A 24,329-nucleotide genomic window follows, 5' to 3' on the forward strand; every position below is an offset into this window, starting at 1 on the left:
AATTTTAAACAGTTTAGGGGATTTGCTTTGGCAAATAGGTCTATTTTATTTTGCAAATTTGATATTACATCCTATAAAGAAAGTTCGTCCCGGATTTAATGTTCCATAATGAGATCCGTAAGCACTATCATCTACGTAATCAAAAATATTGTCGATTCCTGCACTTGCTTCCAATTGAAAAGCGCCCACATTTGCAAAATGATGATTTGTAGTTAGCTTCCATAGGTTGTAACCTTTAGCATCAGGTTCTCCATCGTAAAATTTATCATCCTGAATTCGTCCAGTAAGTCCTACATGTAAACTATAGTCGTTCCATTTTTTGTCGTAAAGCAAACGAAGGTTTGCATAGTTTTGTGCCACACCTTCCAAACGAATATCATCTGTTTTGTCGTTTGCATCAACGTAAGAGTAACCACCTCCAACAGTAAATCCGCCGCCAATTCTGTAATTCACAAGAAAATCGATTCCCTTCGATTCTGCTTCTTCGATATTGAAATGCTGACGTGTTTTTTTAACGCCATCTGCTGCATCTTCAGCATTTGTATCTACTGTTTCGTAAGCAATCATATCATCCACATTATTTTGGTAAGCAGAAAGACTAAGTGAAAATTTTGAAACAATATACTCTGCAGAAAAAGAGTAATAATTTGATTTTTGAGGATCTAGATCTGGATTACCTAAGTAAAGGGTCGAGGTCGATCCTTTTTGGTAGTGGTAATATAATTCTTTTAGAGTAGGAGCTTTAAATCCTTTTGCATAGGTCGCTCTCAAATTGAAATCGTTCAACTTATACAAAGCTGATAACTTAGGTGTAAAAGCATCCCCAAACTCTTTGTGCTTTATATATCGAACTCCAGCTACGAATGAAAGATCTTCTAAAAGTTTGATTTCATCCTGAGCAAAAACAGAAATAGTATTGGCATCTTCTTTGTCGCCAACTAGTCGTCCATCTGACTCTAAAATTTCGTTTACGTACTCAGTTCCTACTGTTAATAGATGAGCATCTTTCAATTTAAAAATGTATTTCAGATTGATATCTTCTCTTCTTTGTTTTGTATTTAGAACTTTTTGACCACTAGTGTAATCCTTGTAATCTTGATTATACTTGTAGTAGTATTTAAATTGATCGGAGTTAAAATCTAAGGTGATTTTATCTCTTCTGTTGAGTAAAAATTTGGCTCCTGCTGAATAGGATAAATCATCGTAGGAATATCCGTATTTCTTTACTGTAGTAGGGTAGCTTACATCTTTTTCATACTTCGAGCCCATAGCATAAAGGCTTAATTTTTTACTGATGTCATAATCAAAACGTTGGCTAATGGTGTGGTCGGTATAAGCATTTACAGCCTTGGCATCGGTTTCCACTAATACATCATCCGAAGCATCATCATTATCATAGTCTTCATCAATCTCGTAATCGCTCAACTGCCATCCGTCTGACTCTTTATGATCGTAAGATGTTAAAGAGGAAAAGCGACCTAGGTTTATGCCTATTTTATTGTGTTGTTGCCATGTTGAATATTTACTAATACGGCTACTGTTCTCAGCATATACTTTTCTTTTAGATTTTTTTGTGATAATGTTTACCACTCCGGCAATAGCCTCAGAACCATAGAGTGATGAAGCTGCACCTTTAACCACTTCAATTTTTTCAATGTCATCAGGATTTATTCGGTTGAGATCATTTTGTCCTCCCACATCACCATACATTCTTTTTCCGTCTACAAGTATAAGAATGTAATCGTTACCCAATCCATTCAATTGCATAAAAGACCCCATGCTACCAGGATTAAAATCGAAGGAAGGACTAATTCCTGACATTAATTCAGTAAAGTCGGATGCCGATACGGCTTTCACTAATTTTTTTCCAATCAATTCGGTTTGAACGGGTGCACTTTTTAAGTGGTGAGGCGTACCAGTTCCAGTTATAACGACTTCTCCTAAGTTCCGTTCCGATTTTTGTAGTTGAAAGTCAATTGTTTGAGAGTCTTCTTTTACTTCTATCATCTGCTTCTTTCTCTTGAAGCCTGAATAAGAAACCATAATTTCGTAGTTGCCTGCTTTTAAATTCTTAAAGCTATATTCCCCGTTGCCATTAGTTGTGGTGCCAATAGTTGTACCTGGAAAATAAATGTTAGCCCCAATTAAAGGATTATTCCCGTCCTTAGAATGAACTGTACCAGATAAAGTTGCTGACTGAGCAAACAAATACTGACCAAATAACATTAGAAAACTGATCAGAAGGTAATTTTTAAATTGCATGACTTTGTAATTTTTTAATTTTTAAAATCACATCTTGCTACCCGAAGTTTACCCTAATAGAATTTGGAATAATAGATACTGAACACGTACGCAGGCTCAATACATATACTTCGATTCCCGGAAGCAAAATGTAAAAAAATAATTGATCTTGGCAGGTTTTCTGACTTACTCCAGTTTGAAAGGCCTTCCCATCTCAACTATTTTGAAACAGTGGCAACAGATTATTCAAACATTATATAGAGCTTACAGCTGCGGGTACAGTCCCTGATTTTCACAGGCTTCCCTTTTATTAATTCATATTGAAATATGAATTAATCACCAAAAGCGAGAGCAAATGTAAGAGTAAAAAATAGAATCAAAGTGATAAATGAATATATTTTTTAGTTTCTAAAACATGTATAGCTGAGTCTATTGATTTAAGGGTGAATTGGGGATCAGTGACAAAAATTGGTTTTCCGTTTTTATTGGAGTTTACTAAAAGGTGGGTAAAATTAGAGCATAAAAAAAGCTCCAATCTTACGATTGAAGCTTTCTTCGTACCCGGAGCGGGACTTGAACCCGCACGGCCGTGAAGCCACTGGATTTTAAGTCCAGCGTGTCTACCAATTCCACCATCCGGGCATCCCTTTAAGGATTGAGCGAGAAACGAGACTCGAACTCGCGACCCCGACCTTGGCAAGGTCGTGCTCTACCAACTGAGCTATTCTCGCATTGTGCTTTTTTGCTCCCTTATGGTGAATCAACAAGGCTCGGCAGCCATTGTTTTTTCGTTTTGACGTTGCAAATATATGCGCTTTTTTTGATTCTGCAAAACAAAAAATGAAAATAGCCCCTTTTTTTTCGTTTTTGCTGAGGGCTAATAAAACCGCTGTGTGCGTGACTTCCTGAAATTCAGATGCTCACTAATAAATTTGATGGTTAAAAAAAAAGTGATTTTTTTTAAAATCTTTTTTCTGGAAGCCATTCGAATATACTTTCGATTACAATCCAGAGATCTTTTTTATCTCGTTTAATTTATTCAGTGCTTCGATTGGAGTCAGATTATTGACATCCATTCCTTTTATTTCATCACGAATTTGTTTCAGAACAGGATCGTCCAACTGGAAAAAACTCATTTGGTAACCTTCACGCTGTTGTGCAATTTCGCCTACAGGCTTGTTAAGCACTTCTTCATTTTGATTTCCCTCTAATTGTTCTAGAATGTCATTGGCACGTTTAACTACCGATTTAGGCATGCCAGCCATTCGGGCTACATGAATACCAAAACTATGATTTGAGCCTCCAGGAACCAATTTACGTAGGAAAATCACCTTGTTGTTAACCTCCTTAACCGAAACGTTGAAATTTTTCACTCTACTGAAAGAGTTTGCCATTTCGTTTAACTCGTGATAATGGGTTGCAAATAGAGTTTTCCCTTTAAATTTAGGATGCTCATGAATATATTCTACAATAGACCATGCAATGGAAATACCATCGTAGGTACTGGTTCCTCGTCCAAGTTCATCTAAAAGAATTAGTGAACGAGATGAAAGGTTATTCAGAATACTTGCCGCCTCGTTCATTTCAACCATAAAAGTTGATTCCCCAAGGGATATATTATCCGAAGCACCTACTCGTGTAAATATTTTATCGACATAACCGATTTTAGCCTCTTTTGCAGGTACAAAACTTCCAATCTGAGCCATGAGTACGATAAGAGCTGTTTGTCGTAACAAGGCCGATTTACCAGCCATATTGGGCCCCGTAATAATGATGACTTGCTGTTTATCGTTGTCCAAGTACACATCGTTGGCAATATACGATTCACCAATGGGTAGCTGTCTTTCAATTACAGGATGTCGTCCTTGTTTGATATCAATTACTTGTGAATCGTTAATTTCGGGACAATTGTAATGGTTCTCTTTGGCTAATTTGGCAAAAGAAAGTAGACAATCGAGTCTTGCAATCATGGATGCATTGAGCTGAATAGAGCTGATGTAATCGGTAATGCTAATTACTAAATCGTTGTATAGTTGCGTCTCTAGTGCTAGAATTTTTTCTTCAGCACCTAATATTTTTTCTTCGTAATCTTTTAATTCCTGAGTAATGTAACGCTCAGCACTCACTAGAGTTTGCTTGCGAATCCACTCTTCAGGTACTTTATCTTTGTGAGTGTTTCTAATTTCAATATAGTATCCAAACACATTATTGAAACCTATTTTTAGAGAAGGAATCCCAGTGCGTTCACTCTCTCTAACTTGCATTTGTAAAAGGTAATCTTTACCAGAGAATGCAATTTTTCTAAGCTCGTCTAAATCGGCAGAAACTCCATCAGCCATTACGCCACCTTTACTTACCATTGCTGGAGGATCGGCTTTAATTTCATTTTCTATTTTCTCGCGAATAGTTTGACATGGATTCAATTGTTCTCCAATTTTCACCAAATTTTCGTTACCCGATTGCAAGCAAGTTTTTTGAATAGGTTCTATGGCAAGCAGAGCATTCTTTAGTTGTGTGACTTCACGAGGTGATATTCTACCTACGGCGACTTTTGAGATAATACGTTCTATGTCACCTATTTGTTTTATTTCGTCCTCTAAGCTCCATACACTTTCTTCGTTGGCACGAAAATACTTCACGACATCCAATCGGTTGTTGATTCGAACAGGATCTTTAAGAGGAAGCGCTATCCATCTTTTTAATAGACGCGATCCCATAGGCGAGAGGGTTTTGTCCATCACCTGAGAAAGGGTTTGAGCCCCATCGTTTAAAGCACCAAAAAGCTCTAGGTTGCGAAGTGTGAATTTATCTAACCAAACATATTTATCTTCTTCAATTCGTGATATATGTGTGACATGCCCCGTTTGTGAGTGTTTGGTAAAATCCAAGTATTGCAGGATAGCACCAGAGGCGATAATTCCATTGCGTAGGCTATGAATTCCAAATCCTTTTAGGGAATTGGTGTCGAAATGGCGTAATAATCTATCTTGAGCAGCCGATTCGGTAAATATCCAATCGTCCATAGTAAAGGTGTAGAATTTACCACCAAACAATTCATGGAAGATTTTTTCTTTTCCTTTCTGATAAAGGACTTCTTTGGGTTGGAAATTACTCATCAGTTTATCGATATACTCGAAACTACCTTCGGCAGTTAGAAATTCACCTGTGGAGACATCTAAAAAGGCAATTCCTGCTGATTTTTTTTCAAGGTGAACGCAGGCTAAAAAGTTGTTCTCTTTATATTCGAGTATATTGTCATTATAGGATACGCCAGGTGTAACCAATTCTATAATGCCGCGTTTAACAATGTTTTTTGTTTTTTTAGGATCTTCCAGTTGTTCGCAAATAGCTACACGCATTCCTGCTCTTACCAATTTTGGTAAATAGGTGTCAATTGCATGATGAGGGAATCCTGCCAATTCCACATAGGTTGCCGAACCGTTAGCTCTTTTAGTTAAGGTAATTCCACATATCTCAGAAGTGCGAATGGCATCATCCGAAAATGTTTCATAAAAGTCGCCTACACGAAACAATAAGATGGCATCAGGATGCTGATCTTTAATCTTATAATATTGTTTCATCAAAGGGGTCTCAACTGCTTTTCTTTGCTTTGCCAATGGATGATATTTTTAAGTAGCCTGCTTTTCTGTGAGAATTACACAGCTCTACTGGCTAATGAGTTCTTTAATTAATTGTATGTTCGCTAATTCTTAATCTATCTTTGCTTATAGATTAACATATTTAGGTATACTTTTTTTGTCCTAAAAATGAATTAGGAAAGGTAAAATAATTTTAGAACAAATATAAGCTTTGGGCTAGACTTATTAAAAGTGCTTTGTTGTTTTTTTTGTCTTTATTGATTTGTTATATATCTATGATTATAGAAATTATTCACAGAATTACAGTCCCTAATGCTTTTGGAATTTCATGATTGTCAGAATGGAAATTTTTGATATGTTCATTCTGTGAATATGTCTTTTTTTATAGAAACTATTTTAAGGCTTACGATACAAATAGGGATAAATTCTATTTGATACATAGATTTATTCGGAACACTTTTAAATTAGAAGTTCAAGAGTCTATTGTTATGGAATAATAATTGTTATCGGTTTATTTTATCAAGCATGAAGACTATTTTGAGTAATCTTTAGTTCATTTTCTTAAGTTTGTAAATCAATCATCTATAAATATTTCATGAGAAAGATAATTTTATTTTCACTATTTGGACTTTTAGTTTTTGTATCATCATGTAGTAGTTTGCCTGCTTTACAATCGACTTGGAGTAGTTCTTCGTTTCTAAAAAAATCAAAGGAAGATGTGGAGGCTAATATCTTCTTCCCTGAAGATGAATTAACACTGAAAATATTTAATGATAAGGATTATCTTGATCTTATTGTGGCGACTAATTCGCCTATTACGCTTAATAAAATTTACAATTTAGGTTTAAGTATTTGGTTAGATCCGCAAGGGAGTAACAAGCAAGTGTTTGGTGTTAATTTTCCATTACCCGTTGATAAACCATATTCACGATCTGCCTTTAAAAAATATATTAGCCATTTTAAAATAAATGAACTTCAGGAAGAACTTTCCGATCGTTTTCAAAAATATGAATACGAAGATATTCGATTGAATGAAAATATAAGTGTTTCGACCTTAAATCAGGATGAGGCTTGTCAAGTGAATTTGAAATCTAATAATCAAGTTCTTTTTTCGTGCCATATTAGAATTTCTTTAAAGAAGCTTATGGAAGCTGATTTTGTGATTGGGGATAAAGAAAAAGTTGGTGTTAGTATTTTTAGTACAGCTCTTGCTACCGAGGCTTATCGTTCTTCACTTTCGAGTAGAGAAGTTATCAATCAAAGATTGAATGAATTAAAAGCTGGTGATGATCCGAATCGTCAAGAATTGATTGAACAATGGACTAATTTTAGTTTGGCTAAGGAAAATAAATAATTACGAATTAAGAGAAGATTCACATAATTACAGAATTTTCATAATTATCAGAATAAACAATTTTGATATGTTCATTCTGTAAATATTAACTATTCCCTATAACTATTCTGAGGCTGCAATATAAATTCGATGAAGATCAATTTCGTTCATATTATAAGCAGATGGTTAAGCTTCCTCTTTGTTCGATAAGTCAAAAAAGGAATTACATTTTTAAATAGAAATCCTTACATAGTTCAATATACTCAGGACTGTAAACATGTCGTTGTCCATTTTCTACACAAAGTTGAGTCTCAATAGTATCTTGATTAGCAAGTGTTAATTCTATAAGTAAGCGCTTGGCTATTTTCCCTGGATTTGGCAAAACTTCAATTTTCTTGCTTAAGGAAAAACCTGCTATGCATGCTATTCGAATAAAATAATTGCCTTCTTTTACTGGTAGAATGACAGAGAATTTTCCTTCTGGATTAAGTAAGTTTTTAGTTCCTTCAATTAGATCTTCAAAAGGTAAGCCATCCGCATGTCGTGCTTGAGTTCGAGATTCGTCTTTTGCCTTAAGAGAATTGATAAAATAGGGCGGGTTACTCACAATACAATCGTATTTTGAACTGGTATTTGCCACAAAATATTGAAATGAGGCATGAAACGCCTTTATTCGGTCGTTCCAAGGACAATCGTCGAAGTTATTAACAGCCTGTTGATAAGATGAGTTATCTATTTCTACGGCATCAATTTTCGAGCTATTATTGGTTCGTTGCGCCAACATAATGGCAATTAGACCAGTTCCTGTTCCAATATCCAAAAATGATTTAGCCTTTTCAACGTTTGCCCAAGCACCTAATAATACACCGTCGGTGCCAACTTTCATTGCTGAGCCTTCTTGGTTTATTCTAAATTGTTTGAATTGAAAATAGGTATTTGCCATGATCGAATATTGGTGATAGTTTGATGCTTAAAATTTCTCGAAGATGCCTAATCCAAAAAGGGCAAAGTCATATTTGACAGGATCATTGGGATCAAGTTTTCGTAATGAGTTTGTAATCTCATTAACGGCTGCCCAATCGTTTTGCTTACGTTCAAGAAGGCCTAATTTTCTTCCAACCCGTCCTGTGTGCACATCTAAAGGAAGATATAAATCGGCGGGAGATAAGTTTTTCCAAATGCCAAAATCCACCGATCGCTTATCATTACGCACCATCCATCGTAAAAACATATTCATACGTTTGGCTGATGATTTTTTTAGAACATTGGAGACATGTTTCTCCGTTCTTTGAGGATGATCAATAGAAAAGAATGTTTCTCTAAAGTTTGCGATAGCATCTTTTGCATCACCATCGTTTTTTTTGCCTTTGGAAAAAACAGCTTCTAAACCACCATGGTTTTTATAAATGTTTTGAAGGGCTTGAATAAAGAATACAGCATCTTCACCATTGAAGGTTCTGTGCTTGAATTCATCGAAAATGTCAAGATCGGAGCTTTGTGCATTCATGATAAAATCATAGGGAGCTTCATCCATCCATTGCATTAGTTTCCTTGCATTCCTAATAATGGTTGGGCGTTGTCCCCAAGCAATTGTCGAAGCAAGAAAGGCTGCGATTTCAATATCCTCTTTTTTTGAAAATGCTTTTGGAATTTGAATAGGATCGGTTTCTATGAAAGTTTCACGATTATAGAGATCGTATTTTTCATCGAGAAAAGATCTAAGTTCTGAGTTGGAGAGTTTCACTTTATTGAATGTTAGTTAGTCTCAATCATTCCATCGGTCATCACAATTTTTCTATCAGCCATATGTTCCATTTGTAAGTCGTGCGTTACGATAACAAAGGTTTGATTTAGTTTGTTTCTCAAATCAACAATTATTTCGTGCAGTTCTTGACGATTTACAGAGTCTAAATTGCCTGATGGTTCATCGGCAAAGACAACCATGGGATCGTTAACAAGAGCCCTTGCAATAGCAACGCGTTGCTTTTCTCCACCCGATAATTCTGAAGGTTTATGGTTTAAACGATGATCTAAACCTAACATGCTTAAGAGCTCTTTGGCTTTTGAAGTGGCTTCTGCTTTCGATTTTTTAGCAATATATGCTGGAATACAAACATTCTCTAGAGCTGTGAATTCTGGTAGTAGGTGATGAAATTGAAATACAAAACCTATGTTTTTATTACGGAATGCCGCGAGTTCTTTTTCATTTAAGCTTGAAATATCTTTTCCATCAAAAAATAATTGACCAGAGTCTGGTTTATCTAATGTACCCAGAATTTGAAGAAGTGTTGTTTTTCCAGCTCCACTAGCACCTACAACAATAACAATTTCGCCTTTTTTCACACTAAAGTCTAAACCTTTTAGGACATGAACTTGTCCAAAACTTTTCTTTAATTGTTTTGCTGTAATCATATAAGTGGAATATTTAAAGCTCTAGTTCTTGTTATTTACTAAAAATAAAGAAGACGTAGGCAGAATAAATTAAAATTAAAAAGAAGCCCTTCCAACGGTGTAGTTTTGCTCTCTTTAATGGTAACATTAACAAAAATAAGAGAAAAGAGATAGCAAGCAACCAAATTAAGTCGAAATTAAGTGAATTATCGCTGACAGCGATATTTTTAACGACTGAAGTGACTCCTAATACGCCAAATATATTGAAGATATTTGAACCAATAATATTGCCTACGGATATATCCATTTCCTTTTTTAATGCAGCAATGGCCGAGGTTGCAAGTTCTGGTACAGATGTTCCGAAGGCCACAAGAGTAAGCCCAATAACTCGTTCGCTAACACCATATCCTAAAGCAATATTTTTTGCTGCACCAACCAATAGATCGGCTCCAAAGTATAAACCTATGGATGCAAGAACGATTAAACCAAGGGCTTTTGCTATGGAATAGTTAGGTTCTTTAAATTCTTCATTATTATTGCCATGCGATTTCATTATTGTGAAAATCATATAGGCAGTAAGTAAAACAAGAAAAGTAATGCCTTCCCAGGTTTCAATGAGATTATTTTGTGCAAAAATAAAAAATAGGAGAGAAGCTCCCATCATTACAGGCCAATCGAATTTAATGGAATTACTTTTTATAGGTAGAGGAAGGAGAATGGCAGTAAAACCAAGCACTAATGCGATATTGGATATATTAGAACCGACAACATTGCCAATGGCAATATCAGGGCTACCTGAAAGTGCAGCACCTAAACTTACAAATAATTCGGGTGCTGATGTGCCAAAGGAAATAACGGTTACACCAACTACAAGTGTAGATATTTTGAAATGAGAAGAAAGGGCAACACCTCCTTTTACAAGTAAATCACCACTTGATAAAAGAATAACAAAACCTAAGATGAGATATAAATAATCCATGTGTGAATGATAGATTGATGCGGGATGTTGGTGTATAAAAAGAGGCAGTAGAATGATAGATCTCTGCCTTTCCCTTTAGATGAGTTTCAGCCGTTATTTATGACTAATTCAGGCTTATAGTTTCTTTGATATATCGTCTTTGAAATCTTTTAGATTATCAACGATTCCAGTTTCATCTGTAATCTCTCGTTTTATATCATCAGTTGCTTTCTTGAATTCCTTCATCCCTTTACCTAGGCCTTGAGCTAATTCTGGGATTTTTTTCGCACCAAAAAGCATTAATATAACAAGAATGATTATGAATGTTTCAGGTGCACCTATAAATAATAACATGATGTTTTAATTTAATATTCGCTCAAAGATACCAAAAGTGATTGATTCTTGTATAATCACTAACTAATTAAGAATGGGAGAGTCTAATTATTCTTAATCTTTAAAAATAGAATGCATAAAAAATGCCCCAAGGAGAACCTTGGGGCATGAAATATATCAATAATGATAAGTCTTAGTGTTTTTTAGCAATTACTTTTTGTACACGTAATTTTGAGTCATAAGCAATTGGAGTTGCAATAAATAGTGAAGAGTATGTTCCAACTACTACACCAACGATTAATGCAAATGTAAACCCTTGAATTGATGTTCCACCAAAGAAGAAGATTGCTAACAATACAACTAAAGTAGAAAGAGAAGTACTAAATGTACGACGCAATGTACTATTTAATGCTTTGTCGATAACTTCTTCTGGATTGCGCTTAGGTTGTAATCCCAAGTACTCACGAATACGGTCAAATACAACTACGGTATCATTAATCGAATAACCAACTACGGTTAGAATCGCTGCAATAAAGGCTTGGTCAATCTCAAGTGAGAATGGTAAGATACCATAGAAAATTGAGAAGATACCCAATACAATAATTGTATCATGAGCAAGTGCAGCAACTGCACCTAAACCATACTGCCAGTTAGAGAAACGAATCATGATATAAAGGAAGATCACGATCAATGCAAATAAGACAGACCAAACTGCTGACTGACGAATATCATCGGCAATAGTTGGACCTACTTTTTGTGACATCTTACGGTTATTTTCAAGGAATGATTCTTTAGTCGTTCCAGCTGGAAGATAATCTTTCAATCCTTCGAATAATTTTGCTTCTACTTCATCATCGATTTCAGTTCCTTCTTGGTCAATTTTGTATTTAGTAGAAATCTTAACTTGACTATTTCCACCAAATGTTTTCACCTCAGGAGCGTGTCCGTAAACTGCACTAAGAGATTCAGCAACATCGCCAACCTCTACTGGCTGATCAAAAGCTACAACGTAAGTTCTACCACCAGTAAAGTCGATACCTTGATTTAATCCACGAGTAGATAAAGATATGATTGAAGCAATAATAAGTGCACCAGAAATCACATAGAATACTTTTCTTTTCTCGATGAAACCAATATGTGCATTACGCAACCAGTTATCAGTAAGTTTTGTAGTAAATGTAATATTCTTCTTACGAGCAAGACGTCCTTCAAAGAACAAACGAGTAATGAAAATCGCTGCAAATAATGAAGAAATAATACCGATTACAAGAGTTGTTGCAAAACCTTTAATTGGACCTTCACCAAAAATGTAAAGAATAACACCAGTTAAAAGAGTTGTTAAGTTACCATCGATAATCGCAGAATAAGCATTTTTGTACCCATCAGAGATAGCCAAACTTAAACCTTTACCCGATTTCATTTCTTCTTGAATACGTTCAAAGATAAGTACGTTCGCATCGACAGACATACCAATGGTTAAGACAATACCCGCAATACCAGGAAGCGTTAACACAGCACCTATTGAAGCTAGAACACCAAACAGGAAGAATAAGTTGGTAATCAAAGCAATGTTTGCTGTAAGACCAGCACCTTTACTATAGAAGAAGAACATGTAAACCAAAATCATTATGAAAGCGATGATGAATGACCACATCCCTTTTTGAATTGATTCTTGTCCCAATGATGGTCCAACAACTTCGTCAGCAATAATATGCGCTGGCGCTGGAAGTTTACCTGATTTAAGAATATTTGCAAGGTCTTTCGCTTCAGCAATAGTAAAGTTACCACTAATAGAAGAAGATCCACCTTTAATTTCTGATTGTACTGTTGGTGCAGAATAAACATAACCATCAAGAACAATAGCAATTGATTTTTGAAGGTTATCTTTAGTTAAACGTGCCCAAACTTTAGAGCCTTCACCGTTCATACTCATTGAAACTTCAGCGCTTGCAGTTCTTTGGTCTATTTCATCATGAGCAGAGATAACAGCATCACCATCAAGAGGCGCTTTGCCATCACGACTTGTTACTTTAATTGCATAAAGTTCGAAAATGGTTCCTCCATCGTTGATAGCTTTAACACCCCAATAGAATTTTAAGTTACGAGGAAGAACAGATTTTACAGCTGGCATTGCAAATATCTTATTTACTTGAGCTGTATCCTTAACATGTGAATAACCAACAACTGCTAAAGAAGATCCGCCTTTTCCTTGGTTAGGATTAAGAACAGAAAATAATGGGTATGTTTTTGCTAATTCTTTAGCATTGGTCAATGAATCCTGAGACTCACCTTCAATTTTATCTAAAAGAGCAACGTCGTCGTTAGCCTTTACTTCCTCTTTAACTTCAGGAGCTTCATCGGTTGTTTCGCTAGCTGCATTAATTTCAGCTAATTTAGTGTTAACTGCATTTAAAGCACCACCAACTTCGCTGTAAGTATAGGTTTCCCAAAATTCAAGACTTGCAGTTCCTTGTAGTAGTTTACGTACACGAGCAGCATCCTTAATACCTGGAAGTTCGATGATAATACGACCTGATACATCAGCTTTCTGAATGTTTGGTTGTGATACCCCAAAACGGTCGATACGAGAACGTAGGATATTGAACGTATTGTCAATGGCTGCTTCTGATTCAGTTTTAAGTACTTTAAGCACTTCACTGTTTGTAGCTCCAAAGGCAATTTTATCTTTTAACTCAAGAGTTCCAAAAATATCAGGAGAAGATAATTGAGCATTAGGATCAATTTCGCTGAATGCTTTTCCAAAAAGCGTTACGAAGTCATCTTGTGAGTTAGCTTGCATCTCCTTAGCTTTTGCAATAGCTGCAACGAAAGTTTCGTTTTTACTATTGTTAGCCATTGCTTTAATGATGTCAACAACAGAAACTTCCATTGTTACGTTCATTCCACCCTTAAGGTCAAGCCCTAAGTTCATCTCTAGCTCTTTACACTCTTTGTAAGTATAGCCCTTAAGTCCTAGGAAACTATATACATTTTCTCCTCGAATTGAATCTAGGTAAGCCTGTTCTTGTTTTACATCGCCTGCTCCAAACAGACGAGCATCTTTTTCAACTTTCTTAGTTACATAAGTAAAAGTCAATTGATACAAACTCACTAGGGCAAATACAATAGCTAGAAGTCTAATCGCTCCTTTATTTCGCATGTGTTTAGGTTTAATAAATTCTTATTATGTGATGTTTTTATTTATCGAGTCAAATTAACGCACAAATATATTATTTTTTTTTGAATTTTTTTGAATTTATTTTGTGCTCAGTTTCATTGTCTTAGATGATTTCTATTGGTTTTTGTTTAAAATCAATAACTTTTTTTGATAATCAATTATGGCATGATGATTCACTAAGAAATCACTCCCCAATAAACCACAAATTTGACGTTGGCAATGTTTTTCGTACATCTTATTAATGTGATTCAAATCGATGAGAACAACTTTTAATGTCTCCGATGTGAAATTGCCAAAACTCAAGCTAGAAATTTCTACTAGGTCTGAATTGATATCTTCTCCGCCTAAACCACACGATTGCAGCTCATCATTATCTAGGTTTTGGTCTTGATAGGTGCGCACAAAGTTTCTATCGAAAACAGTTTTTGAAGCACCAGTATCTATCACCATATCACCTACTTGTTCTCCATTTAGAGTGCATTTTATGATTAAGTGATAGCTTTGATTTTCAAGTTCAATGATTTCAATAGGAACACCAACTGGTTGGTCATTCATTTAAATTCAGTCTTAAATTATATTAAATTTGAAAACCAAAGATAGAAAATGAAGGGGAAGAATAAGTCTGTTTCGCTTTTTATTAAACTTGAAAAGCTTCTTTTAAATTTGTATGAATAATATTTGGTCAATTCTGGAGAGTAATTATTTGTGATAAATAATTTTTTCATCCCATTATTAAGTTCACTAGATTGGAAAGATGTGGGATTGGTAATTGACTGTTTTTTGAATTTTGTGAAAGATATACTAATTATAGAGTTGTCTGATTTTTATTTTACATTTCAATTTAAACTTATATGAAGTTTTGTATGAGTATCTGCATATTGAAAAGTAGTTGTATTACTGTTCTACGAATGATGAAATTCTAAAGGACTTGATAGTTTCTAAAAAAAACATAAAAAAAGGCTTGACACGAATGTCAAGCCTTTAAATATAATATTTGAATATCAATTACATAATATTCATTTCATCTAAAACTTTCATTACAGATTTTACAGCTGTAGCAGAACCTTCAAGAAGAGCTTTTTCTTCTTTGTTCAATTTAACTTCGATAACTTTTTCGATACCGTTTTTACCAAGAACAACAGGTACGCCTAAATAGATATCTTTCATTCCGTACTCACCATTAAGAAGAGCACAAACTGGGAAAATTCTTTTTTGGTCGCGAATAATAGCTTCAACCATTTGAGCAGCAGCAGCACCTGGAGCATACCAAGCAGAAGTACCCATAAGGTTAACTAATTCTCCACCACCTTTTTTAGCTCTTTCGATAATTGCTTCAAGCTTATCAGCATCAACTAGCTCAGTTACAGGAATACCAGCAACAGTAGTGTAACGAGGAAGTGGAACCATAGTATCACCATGACCACCCATTAATAAAGCTTGGATATCTTTAGGAGAAACATTTAATTCTTCAGCAAGAAATGCACGGTAACGAGCAGTGTCAAGTACACCAGCCATACCAAATACTTTGTTAGATGCTTTTTTAGCAGTTAAGAATGCTGCATAAGTCATCACGTCAAGTGGATTTGAGATGATAATGATGATAGCGTCAGGAGAATGTTTTACGATGTTTTCAGTTACTGATTTTACGATCCCAGCATTAATTGAAATTAAGTCATCGCGACTCATACCTGGTTTACGTGGAAGACCTGAAGTGATAACAACAACTTCTGAACCTGCAGTAGCAGTATAATCATTTGTAACACCTTTTACACGAGTGTCATAATAGTTGATTGGAGCAGTTTGCCACATATCAAGAGCTTTACCTTCGGCAACACCTTCTTTGATATCCAATAAAACAACTTCGTTTACTAATTCTTTTTGAGCGATGCAATTTGCACAAGTTGCGCCAACGTTTCCTGCGCCTACAACAGTTACTTTCATATTCGTAAATTTTTGTTATTACCGTATAACTTATTGATTCTACTTAACCATATAAAGTGTAAGTGTGAAATCCAAATTGATTAAGCTAAAACGATAATATATACATAACTAATAAATTAATGTTTGGTATTGAAGAATTAATTCTTTATTCACAACAAATATATCTAGAATGGCATAAATAAAAAGTTATATTTACCTGCTCTTCAACATTAAACCTTAAATTTATGCAAATACTTTAGGTTTTAAGTATAAAAAGATGTTTTTGTCTGTTAATATAAGGTGTTTGTGTTGAGAATTTTAAGAATAATGATGGTTTTTGTACTATTTAGATCTAATTATGGCTTGATATTTTTTTGTGAAATAATTGGGCATCTTAAAAATATTAGCTGACTTTATAATTATTATTAATTTGCTTTTGAGAGAAACATTTTAATTATTAAAGTTTGTGTTTTATGATAATATAATAAATGTTTAAATCCATTTGTTTGTTATTTCTTTTAACACAGAAAAACCCAAAATTCATCATACGATTAATTGAAGAAGATAATTTTGTATCGACTTTATTTAAAATCTATGTCTTATGAAGGGCTTTTTAACTGATAATTTCTTAATTTCGCAACAAATTTTTTGCAAATAATTATTATCTAAATAGAGTTGCTAAGATTGAAAGACAGTTGATTAGAATTTAGCTGTTTGTGAATTTTGAAACTCAGTAAATTATTAAATAATGGAAATCCCAACAAAGTACAATCCTGCAGAATCGGAGGACAAGTGGTATAAGTATTGGATGGATAAAGGATTCTTCCACTCTGTACCAGACGAGAGAGAGGCGTATACAATCGTAATTCCGCCACCAAACGTCACCGGTGTTTTACACATGGGGCATATGCTAAACAATACAATTCAAGATGTATTGGTCCGTAGAGCAAGATTGCAGGGAAAAAATGCTTGTTGGGTACCTGGAACTGATCATGCATCTATTGCAACCGAAGCAAAAGTTGTGAACAAACTTAAGCAAGAAGGTATTTCAAAAGCAGATATCACACGTGAAGAATTTATGTCACATGCTTGGGAATGGAAAGAAAAGCATGGTGGTATCATTTTAGAGCAACTTAAGAAGTTAGGTGCATCTTGTGATTGGGATCGTACTTCTTTTACTATGGACGAAGGTCTTTACGAATCAGTAATCGATACTTTTATTGATCTATATAAGAAAAATAAAATCTATCGTGGTGTTCGTATGGTAAATTGGGATCCATCGGCACAAACAGCTGTTTCTGACGAAGAGGTTATCCATAAGGAATTACAATCGAAACTTTACTATTTAAGATATCAGATTGAAGGTAGCGATGAGTATATTACTATTGCAACCACTCGTCCTGAAACTATTCTTGGTGATACAGCGGTTTGTATTAATCCAAACGACGAACGTTTTGCCCATTTAAGAGGTAAGCGTTGTATTGTACCATTGGTTAATCGTTCTATTCCTATTATAGAAGACGAATATGTAGATATGGAATTCGGTACTGGTGCCTTAAAAATTACACCAGCTCACGATATTCATGATTACGAAATTGGTGATCGACATAATCTAGAGACTATCGATATCTTTAACGATAACGGTACCATGAGCGAAGCTGCACAGCTTTATATCGGAAAAGATCGTTTCGAAGTTCGTGACCTAATTCTTCCAGACCTTGAGAAAGCTGGAAATATGGTTAAGACAGAAGACTACGTGAACAAAGTAGGTTTCTCTGAACGTACCGATGCAGTTATTGAGCCTAAGTTGAGTATGCAATGGTTCCTTAATATGAAGGAATTGGCTGAGCCAGCTTTGGAGCATGTTATGAATGATGATATTCAATTGCACCCAGCTAAGTTCAAAAACACTTACCGTCATTGGATGGAGAATGTTAAGGACTGGTGTATTTCTCGTCAGTTATGGTGGGGACAACGTATTCCGGTTTACTATTTGCCAGAAGGTGGACATGTTGTTGCAAAATCGATAGAAGAAGCTCTTGTTGAAGCGACTGCTAAAACAGGAAAAACATATAAAGCAGAAGATTTACGCCAGGACGAGGATGTGTTAGATACATGGTTCTCTTCATGGTTGTGGCCTCTTTCTGTATTCGATGGTGTTCGTAATCCTGAGAATGAGGAGATCAAATACTATTACCCAACTAACGATTTGGTTTCAGGACCAGATATTCTATTTTTCTGGATTGCTCGTATGGTCATTGCAGGATATGAATATAGAGGAGAGAAGCCATTCTCAAATGTTTACTTAACAGGTATTGTTCGCGATGAGCAAGGCCGTAAAATGTCTAAATCGTTGGGTAACTCACCCGATCCATTAGATCTAATTGCCAAGTATGGTGCCGATGGTGTTCGTGTTGGTATGCTATTGTGTTCTCCTGCCGGAGGAGACTTGCTTTTCAACGAGAATTTACCAGAGCAAGGACGTAACTTTACAACTAAAATTTGGAACGCATTCCGTTTGGTTAAAGGATGGGAAGTTGCAGATATTGAACAACCAGAATATGCTCGTATAGCAACTGAGGTTTTCCATGCGCGTTTGAATAATACCATGGAGCAGCTTGATGAGCAGTTTGATCAATATCGTATCAGCGAGGCTTTAATGACTGTTTACACTTTATTCCGCGATGAGTTCTCATCATGGTATTTAGAGATGGTTAAGCCAGCTTATCAGCAACCAATCGATAAGAAAACTTTCGATTCAACTGTTGCTCTTTTCGAGAAGTTGATGCAATTGTTACACCCATTTATGCCTTTCTTAACAGAGGAAATCTGGCAATTATTGGCCGATCGTACCGACGAGGAAAGTATTATGGTTTCAGTTATGCCTAAGCCAGAATCTTATGATGCTGATTTATTAGCAAAATTCGAGCTGGTAAAAGAAGTCATTGTTGCTGTTCGTAACATCCGTAAGCAAAAGAATATTGCTTTCAAGGAAGTTTTAGAAATGAACTACAAAGCAAAAGGAGACAATTACGATGCTTCTTTCGATTGTGTTGTGGCTAAAATGTGTAACCTGAAAGAAATTTCAACTGCAAAAGGTGATATGGCAGGAGCTATGTCGTTTATTGTAAATGCTGTTGAGTATTTTATTCCTCTTGGCGATCTTGTTAATGTTGAAGAAGAACTTAAGAAGATGGAAGATGAGTTGAAATATACGAAAGGCTTTTTAATGTCGGTTCAGAAGAAAATGAGCAACGAGCGTTTTGTAAATAACGCGCCTGCAAAAGTAATCGAGATTGAGAAAAAGAAAATGGCTGATGCCGAAGCTAAAATCAAAGTTTTAGAAGATCGCATTGCTAGTATGAAGTAAGAATAGCTTAACGCTTAATATATGAATGCCGTTCCAATGATTTGGGACGGCATTTTTTATTTTCTAAGCTTGAATTTTTTAAATTGAGTTGAAATAGATTATTAGATTATTTATTCATTATCTTGTATCAGACGAATGAGTCTTTTATTATTTTAAGGAATTGAATTTGTCTTTCTAATAATTATATGATGGAAAATATTAAGCATATTCCTGAGAATGGAAAGAAACGAGTTGTTATAATAGGAGGTGGTTTTGCTGGGCTAAAACTAGCTCGACAATTGGCTAATACTGCATATCAGGTTGTCTTAATTGATAAAAATAATTTTCATCAGTTTCAGCCTTTGTTTTATCAGGTTGCAACCTCTGGCTTGGAACCAAGTTCAATTGCTTTTCCTTTACGTAAGATTTTTCAAAAGAAGCGTAATGTTCATTTTCGTATGGCAGATCTTTTGGAGGTGAATCCCAACATTCATGAGATTTATACCAACTTGGGAAAGTTAAAGTACGATTGCTTGGTGTTAGCTACAGGTGTTGATACGAACTACTTTGGGAATAAAAATATTGAGCAATTTGCCATTCCAATGAAATCAGTTTCGGAGGCAATTTTTCTTAGAAACTCAATTCTAAGAAACTATGAGAAAGCTCTAAATGAGTCCGATCCTGAAAAGGCAGCCAATTATATGAATATAGTTTTGGTTGGTGGCGGACCTACAGGTGTTGAGTTGGCTGGAGCTTTGGCCGAAATGAAGTCTGATATCTTGCCAAAGGATTATCCTGAATTAGATTTTTCTCTGATGAATGTTTATCTTTTTGAAGCATCAGATCGTTTGTTGAATGGTATGTCTGATGCGGCATCAAAGAAAGCTGAAACATACTTGAAGAAATTGGGTGTTATTGTGAAAACAGAAGCGCGTGTCTCTGACTACGATGGATTATCCATTAAATTAGATAGTGGTGAAGAATTCAACTCATATACTTTAGTTTGGGCTGCAGGTGTGATTGCCAATCCAATTAAAGGTATTTCTAAAATTGCAGCAACCAGAGGCGGTCGAATTCGTGTTGATTTATTTAATAAGGTGGCAGGCTTTAATCATGTCTATGCAATTGGTGATTTAGCTATTCAGAAGGAAGGCGATTTTCAAAATGGACATCCTCAGGTTGCTCAAGTTGGTTTACAACAAGCGGGTAATCTTGCTAAGAACTTAAAGCTTTTACTTCAAGGGGAAAAGATGAAGCCTTTCCGTTATAAGGATAGAGGATCTATGGCTACTATAGGGAAGAATTTAGCTGTTGCTGATTTGCCTGGTGTAAAAATGCAAGGCTTTTTTGCTTGGGTACTTTGGTTATTTGTCCACTTAATGTCGATAGTTGGTATAAAGAATCGTTTTTTTATTCTAATTAACTGGGTTTGGAATTACTTTACTTCCGATCAATCGTTACGAATTTTGATTAGACCTAAGAAAAGAAGTTTCACCGATCGTGCTTCAGAAGAACATCAAAGAATAAAAAAAATAAACTTAAACTAACTGATATTTATTTTGTTAGAAGCATCAAGCATTCATTTGTTTGGTGCTTTTTAATTTTATGGCACAAGCTTTGCAATACATTTTGATATAAGAGTGATATATCAGTTTAAGATTTGTCCCAACCAGAGGATGACATTTTTTAGAAACTTAAATAAAATTGCCATGAAAAAATCAATATTAAAGAAGTTGGTTGCCAGTATAGTATTGGTGTCAGCAATTATATTTTCTGGATTACCTATTTTCGCTCAACAATCTTATAAGGGTGAGAAAAATAAATCTGAGAAAAGAAAATATACAAAACGAACAAAAGATAATAAGTACGATAAAAAACGAGATTATCAGACTAAAAACCATAAGAAGCAAAGACAGAATGATAAATACTCGAAAGTAAGGACTAGAGATGATAGAGGAGATCGTTACCGTAAAGAACGTATCGTGAGACGCCACAATGATTATCGTTATAATAGATATGCACAAGGTAGACAAAATCATCAAATACATGGTGTAAGTTCTTATTATAAGCGTCAGGCTCACAAATCTTATTTACATTCGAGATATGGCAACGTCGTTGTGCAATTTGCAACAAGACCAATTATCATAAATCATCGTGATGGTAACTTTTATTACTCACGGGGACGTTATTACCAATATTATCCAGAAGTAGGATACGTTAGAGTTAATGTTCCAGAATCTATTTATTTCGATGATGTGCCTAATTCTTGTGAACGTATTTCGTACCGTGGAGGTGTTTATTTTAGATTAGGAGATTTGAATTTTGTGAAAAATGGAAGAGGTTTTCGTTTAGCAGGATCAATTAGACTATAAGAAATGATTGAATTTTTAAAATGAAAAGAGGCACCATTGGCGCCTCTTTTTTTATTGAATAGTGAATTATGTCTTACTTTTTTCGAATCATCATTAAACCATGACGAATAGGAAGCATTAAGTTTTCAACTCGATCATCATTCTGAACATGCTTGTTGAAATCGATAATTCCTTGTGTTTGCTTATCGTTTGGGTCAACATCTTCAATCACTTTACCATCCCAAAGAACATCATCTGCTAGAATAAATCCGCCTTTTTTTAATAATGGCATTATGGCGTTGTAATATTCGACGTATTGACGTTTGTTCGCATCAATAAATACCAGATCGAACTCTTCCTTAAGTTTTGGGATGATATCTAAAGCATCGCCAATATGGAATTTAATACGTTCTTCGCAGCCCGATTGTTTAAAAAATTTTCTTGTGAATCCTTCCAACTCATCGTTACAATCGATAGTGTGAATTTCACAATCAGCTGAGGTGCCCATTGCCATTGATATGGCTGAATAGCCCGTATAGGTTCCAATTTCAAGAATACGTTTAGGGTTTTGCATTTGGCAGATCATCTTCAAAAATTTACCTTGAAGGTGTCCCGAAAGCATCCTAGGACGCAACATCTTAACGTGAGTTTCTCTATTTAAATCTTTTAGGACTTGATCTTCGTTTTCTGAGTGTCCAAGTATATAATCTTCTAATGCTTTGTTTACTTCTATCATTATTTATACATCAAAGTGGTCAAACTGTCTTTGTTTAAAATTTCATTTGAAACTTCAAGGAGTTCTTCAGCGCTTATGCTTTCTATCTTATCGTAAATATCCTGTTGTGAATCAATTTTATTGTATAGTAAATAGCTTTTACCAACGCTCAACATCAAATTCTCATTATTTTCGCAAGAGATAGCTATTTGTCCTAATATTTGGTTTTTAGCTCGTTTCAGCTGCATTGCACCAAGTTTTTTTGTGCAAAGCGTATCCATTTCTTTGTAGATAAGCGATAGACATTTGTCTAAATAACCTTTGTCTGTACCAAAATAAATACTCACAATCCCAGTATCTACATATGGAGAATAACCAGCTTCTATATTGTAAGCCAAACCATGACGTTCACGTAAGCTCAAATTTAGACGTGAATTCATTCCTGGTCCGCCAAGTAAATTGGTGAGAAGTGATAATGGAATGCGTTTGTCATCGTTTAAATCGTATGCTACATTACCAAGAATGCAATGGCGTTGATGTGTGTTTTTCTCTAAAGTTAGCGTTCTAGGTTTATATATATGAGGTTTAACTCTTTTGTTTGTTCTTAAATTCTGAGGAATCTCACCAAAAAATTGTTCAACCATTTTCACTAATTTCTTAAAAGAGATATTTCCAACCGATGAGATAACCATCTGATCTGTATGGAAGTTGTTCTTTATAAAATTTTGGATGTTCTCTTTTGTGAATCCTTTGATGTTTTCAGGCGTTCCTAATATATTCCTTCCTATAGGATCATCTTTGAAAATTAGTTCTTCAAAATCATCAAAAATTAATTCTGAAGGACTGTCTTTGTACGAATTGATCTCATCAAGAACAATCTCCTTTTCTTTTTCAAGTTCTTTTGCCGGAAAAGTTGAGTTAAAACTGATGTCGCCAATTAATTCCAGGGCACGTTTGTAATCTTTATCTAAGAATGTGGCATAAATGCATGTCTCTTCTTTAGTGGTATAAGCATTTAGTTCACCACCTACATCTTCCATTCTATTTAAAATGTGATAGGCTTTGCGTTTGCTTGTGCCTTTGAATATGACATGCTCAATGAAGTGTGCAATGCCCCATTCATTCTCACTTTCGTCACGGGAACCGGTATTTAGAATGATTCCACAGTGCGCTACTTTTTGATCCACCTGACGATGAATTAAACGGATACCGTTTGATAATGTGTGTGTTTCGAAAAACATATGTTATTTTTATTAGGCTGCAAAGGTAATAAGAACTTTAATGATCGATTAAAATAGAGGTTGATTTTATTGCTTTTTATTTGGAGGCGAAATTTTTTTGCTTACTTTTGTGTCGCTCAAGTAAAGCGGTGCCATAGCTCAGTTGGTAGAGCAATGGACTGAAAATCCATGTGTCCCTGGTTCGATTCCAGGTGGCACCACTAATAAAACTTGACAAACAAATTATAATAAGGTGCCATAGCTCAGTTGGTAGAGCAATGGACTGAAAATCCATGTGTCCCTGGTTCGATTCCAGGTGGCACCACTATTATTTTTTGAATTCCATTGGGTGCCATAGCTCAGTTGGTAGAGCAATGGACTGAAAATCCATGTGTCCCTGGTTCGATTCCAGGTGGCACCACCCAAGAAGCCGATCTTACTGATCGGCTTTTTTTGTATTTATATTGCGCAGGCGAGACGAATAGAATCTCATATTAAGAGCATGAAAAGTAGAGTTTATATTGAGAACTTGCTTAAATATGCTGAAATCACTAAACGAATATTGGAAAAGTATATGTGATTACTGGTTCGTTCCGAAAGATACTGTGTTAAATTCCAAATAATATTATCAGAAATTATTATTAAATTTGTAATTCATAAGGAAGTCCTCTTACTGCAAAGACTATCCTGTTCAGGGGAGACATAGTTCTCCTCTTTTTTATACTAAGACAATGTCTTATA

The 24,329-nt window shown here is 35.1% G+C and carries 16 protein-coding genes, 5 tRNA genes and 1 riboswitch; of the genes, 7 read left to right on the forward strand and 14 right to left on the reverse strand.

Annotated elements, in window-relative coordinates:
* Positions 1-45 precede the first annotated feature (45 nt).
* The 4 genes from EMN46_RS17075 to mutS all read right to left on the reverse strand — a co-directional run bounded on the left by EMN46_RS17075 (position 46) and on the right by mutS (position 5,858).
* Positions 46-2,262 (reverse strand): TonB-dependent receptor, encoded by a 2,217-nt coding sequence (locus tag EMN46_RS17075; RefSeq protein ID WP_154202030.1) that lies wholly within the window; start codon positions 2,260-2,262, stop codon positions 46-48.
* Between the two features lie 132 nt (positions 2,263-2,394).
* Positions 2,395-2,600: riboswitch (cobalamin riboswitch) on the reverse strand.
* Positions 2,601-2,799: 199 nt separating this feature from the next.
* A tRNA-Leu gene (locus EMN46_RS17080) sits at positions 2,800-2,883 on the reverse strand.
* Positions 2,884-2,899: 16 nt separating this feature from the next.
* Positions 2,900-2,972: transfer RNA gene (locus tag EMN46_RS17085), tRNA-Gly, on the reverse strand.
* Positions 2,973-3,242: 270 nt separating this feature from the next.
* On the reverse strand, positions 3,243-5,858 hold the full coding sequence (gene mutS, locus EMN46_RS17090) for a DNA mismatch repair protein MutS (RefSeq protein WP_229130405.1): 2,616 nt from the start codon (positions 5,856-5,858) through the stop codon (positions 3,243-3,245).
* Positions 5,859-6,435: 577 nt separating this feature from the next.
* Here mutS and EMN46_RS17095 point away from each other — a divergent pair.
* The gene (locus EMN46_RS17095) at positions 6,436-7,194 is read left to right on the forward strand and encodes a hypothetical protein (RefSeq protein WP_154202031.1); all 759 of its coding nucleotides are present in this window, start codon (positions 6,436-6,438) and stop codon (positions 7,192-7,194) included.
* Positions 7,195-7,396: 202 nt separating this feature from the next.
* On the opposite strand, the gene EMN46_RS17100 is transcribed toward EMN46_RS17095, so the two are convergent.
* From EMN46_RS17100 to mdh, 8 genes are all read right to left on the reverse strand, one after another.
* Positions 7,397-8,116 (reverse strand): tRNA1(Val) (adenine(37)-N6)-methyltransferase, encoded by a 720-nt coding sequence (locus EMN46_RS17100; RefSeq protein ID WP_154202032.1) that lies wholly within the window; start codon positions 8,114-8,116, stop codon positions 7,397-7,399.
* 27 nt (positions 8,117-8,143) lie between these two features.
* Positions 8,144-8,917 carry a TIGR02757 family protein gene (locus EMN46_RS17105; protein WP_368667570.1) on the reverse strand — a complete coding sequence of 258 codons (774 nt, stop codon included), beginning with the start codon at positions 8,915-8,917 and terminating at the stop codon, positions 8,144-8,146.
* Between the two features lie 11 nt (positions 8,918-8,928).
* Positions 8,929-9,585, reverse strand: coding sequence for an ABC transporter ATP-binding protein (locus EMN46_RS17110; protein WP_154202033.1), 657 nt, complete (start codon positions 9,583-9,585; stop codon positions 8,929-8,931).
* A gap of 31 nt (positions 9,586-9,616) precedes the next feature.
* Positions 9,617-10,543 (reverse strand): calcium/sodium antiporter, encoded by a 927-nt coding sequence (locus tag EMN46_RS17115; RefSeq protein WP_154202035.1) that lies wholly within the window; start codon positions 10,541-10,543, stop codon positions 9,617-9,619.
* Between the two features lie 114 nt (positions 10,544-10,657).
* Complete coding sequence (gene tatA, locus EMN46_RS17120; protein ID WP_154202036.1) at positions 10,658-10,876, reverse strand: twin-arginine translocase TatA/TatE family subunit; 219 nt, start codon at positions 10,874-10,876, stop codon at positions 10,658-10,660.
* Between the two features lie 172 nt (positions 10,877-11,048).
* Entirely contained in the window at positions 11,049-14,015 is a 2,967-nt protein-coding gene (secDF, locus tag EMN46_RS17125; RefSeq protein ID WP_154202038.1) for a protein translocase subunit SecDF, read from the reverse strand.
* A gap of 132 nt (positions 14,016-14,147) precedes the next feature.
* A complete protein-coding gene (locus EMN46_RS17130; protein WP_154202039.1) occupies positions 14,148-14,588 on the reverse strand; it encodes a retropepsin-like aspartic protease in 441 nt (146 codons plus the stop codon).
* Between the two features lie 450 nt (positions 14,589-15,038).
* A complete protein-coding gene (gene mdh, locus EMN46_RS17135) occupies positions 15,039-15,974 on the reverse strand; it encodes a malate dehydrogenase (RefSeq protein ID WP_154202040.1) in 936 nt (311 codons plus the stop codon).
* Positions 15,975-16,701: 727 nt separating this feature from the next.
* Here mdh and EMN46_RS17140 point away from each other — a divergent pair.
* From EMN46_RS17140 to EMN46_RS17150, 3 genes are all read left to right on the forward strand, one after another.
* A complete protein-coding gene (locus EMN46_RS17140) occupies positions 16,702-19,323 on the forward strand; it encodes a valine--tRNA ligase (protein ID WP_154202042.1) in 2,622 nt (873 codons plus the stop codon).
* 188 nt (positions 19,324-19,511) lie between these two features.
* Positions 19,512-20,849 carry an NAD(P)/FAD-dependent oxidoreductase gene (locus EMN46_RS17145; RefSeq protein WP_229130406.1) on the forward strand — a complete coding sequence of 446 codons (1,338 nt, stop codon included), beginning with the start codon at positions 19,512-19,514 and terminating at the stop codon, positions 20,847-20,849.
* Positions 20,850-21,011: 162 nt separating this feature from the next.
* On the forward strand, positions 21,012-21,674 hold the full coding sequence (locus EMN46_RS17150; RefSeq protein WP_154202046.1) for a DUF6515 family protein: 663 nt from the start codon (positions 21,012-21,014) through the stop codon (positions 21,672-21,674).
* 73 nt (positions 21,675-21,747) lie between these two features.
* On the opposite strand, the gene EMN46_RS17155 is transcribed toward EMN46_RS17150, so the two are convergent.
* Both EMN46_RS17155 and EMN46_RS17160 read right to left on the reverse strand, forming a co-directional pair.
* Positions 21,748-22,389, reverse strand: coding sequence for an O-methyltransferase (locus tag EMN46_RS17155; protein ID WP_154202048.1), 642 nt, complete (start codon positions 22,387-22,389; stop codon positions 21,748-21,750).
* Positions 22,389-23,609, reverse strand: coding sequence for a pitrilysin family protein (locus EMN46_RS17160; RefSeq protein ID WP_154202050.1), 1,221 nt, complete (start codon positions 23,607-23,609; stop codon positions 22,389-22,391). The genes EMN46_RS17155 and EMN46_RS17160 overlap by 1 nt, the downstream gene beginning before the upstream one ends.
* 127 nt (positions 23,610-23,736) lie before the next feature.
* On the opposite strand from EMN46_RS17160, the gene EMN46_RS17165 reads away from it, so the two are divergent.
* The 3 genes from EMN46_RS17165 (at position 23,737) to EMN46_RS17175 (ending at position 24,009) form a co-directional block, all read left to right on the forward strand.
* A tRNA-Phe gene (locus EMN46_RS17165) sits at positions 23,737-23,809 on the forward strand.
* Between the two features lie 31 nt (positions 23,810-23,840).
* Positions 23,841-23,913, forward strand: a tRNA-Phe gene (locus EMN46_RS17170).
* A 23-nt stretch (positions 23,914-23,936) separates the two neighbouring features.
* Positions 23,937-24,009: transfer RNA gene (locus tag EMN46_RS17175), tRNA-Phe, on the forward strand.
* The last annotated feature ends 320 nt before the right edge of the window (positions 24,010-24,329 follow it).

Source organism: Ancylomarina sp. 16SWW S1-10-2 (genome assembly GCF_009669305.1).
Lineage (GTDB): Bacteria > Bacteroidota > Bacteroidia > Bacteroidales > Marinifilaceae > Ancylomarina.

Excerpts from the sequence above, each read along its gene's own strand:
- EMN46_RS17075 (WP_154202030.1), bottom strand. The coding sequence starts at position 2,262 with ATGCAATTTAAAAATTACCTTCTGATCAGTTTTCTAATGTTATTTGGT.
- EMN46_RS17095 (WP_154202031.1), top strand. The coding sequence starts at position 6,436 with ATGAGAAAGATAATTTTATTTTCACTATTTGGACTTTTAGTTTTTGTA.
- EMN46_RS17100 (WP_154202032.1), bottom strand. The coding sequence starts at position 8,116 with ATGGCAAATACCTATTTTCAATTCAAACAATTTAGAATAAACCAAGAA.
- EMN46_RS17110 (WP_154202033.1), bottom strand. The coding sequence starts at position 9,585 with ATGATTACAGCAAAACAATTAAAGAAAAGTTTTGGACAAGTTCATGTC.
- EMN46_RS17115 (WP_154202035.1), bottom strand. The coding sequence starts at position 10,543 with ATGGATTATTTATATCTCATCTTAGGTTTTGTTATTCTTTTATCAAGT.
- tatA (WP_154202036.1), bottom strand. The coding sequence starts at position 10,876 with ATGTTATTATTTATAGGTGCACCTGAAACATTCATAATCATTCTTGTT.
- secDF (WP_154202038.1), bottom strand. The coding sequence starts at position 14,015 with ATGCGAAATAAAGGAGCGATTAGACTTCTAGCTATTGTATTTGCCCTA.
- EMN46_RS17130 (WP_154202039.1), bottom strand. The coding sequence starts at position 14,588 with ATGAATGACCAACCAGTTGGTGTTCCTATTGAAATCATTGAACTTGAA.
- mdh (WP_154202040.1), bottom strand. The coding sequence starts at position 15,974 with ATGAAAGTAACTGTTGTAGGCGCAGGAAACGTTGGCGCAACTTGTGCA.
- EMN46_RS17140 (WP_154202042.1), top strand. The coding sequence starts at position 16,702 with ATGGAAATCCCAACAAAGTACAATCCTGCAGAATCGGAGGACAAGTGG.
- EMN46_RS17145 (WP_229130406.1), top strand. The coding sequence starts at position 19,512 with ATGGAAAATATTAAGCATATTCCTGAGAATGGAAAGAAACGAGTTGTT.
- EMN46_RS17150 (WP_154202046.1), top strand. The coding sequence starts at position 21,012 with ATGAAAAAATCAATATTAAAGAAGTTGGTTGCCAGTATAGTATTGGTG.
- EMN46_RS17155 (WP_154202048.1), bottom strand. The coding sequence starts at position 22,389 with ATGATAGAAGTAAACAAAGCATTAGAAGATTATATACTTGGACACTCA.
- EMN46_RS17160 (WP_154202050.1), bottom strand. The coding sequence starts at position 23,609 with ATGTTTTTCGAAACACACACATTATCAAACGGTATCCGTTTAATTCAT.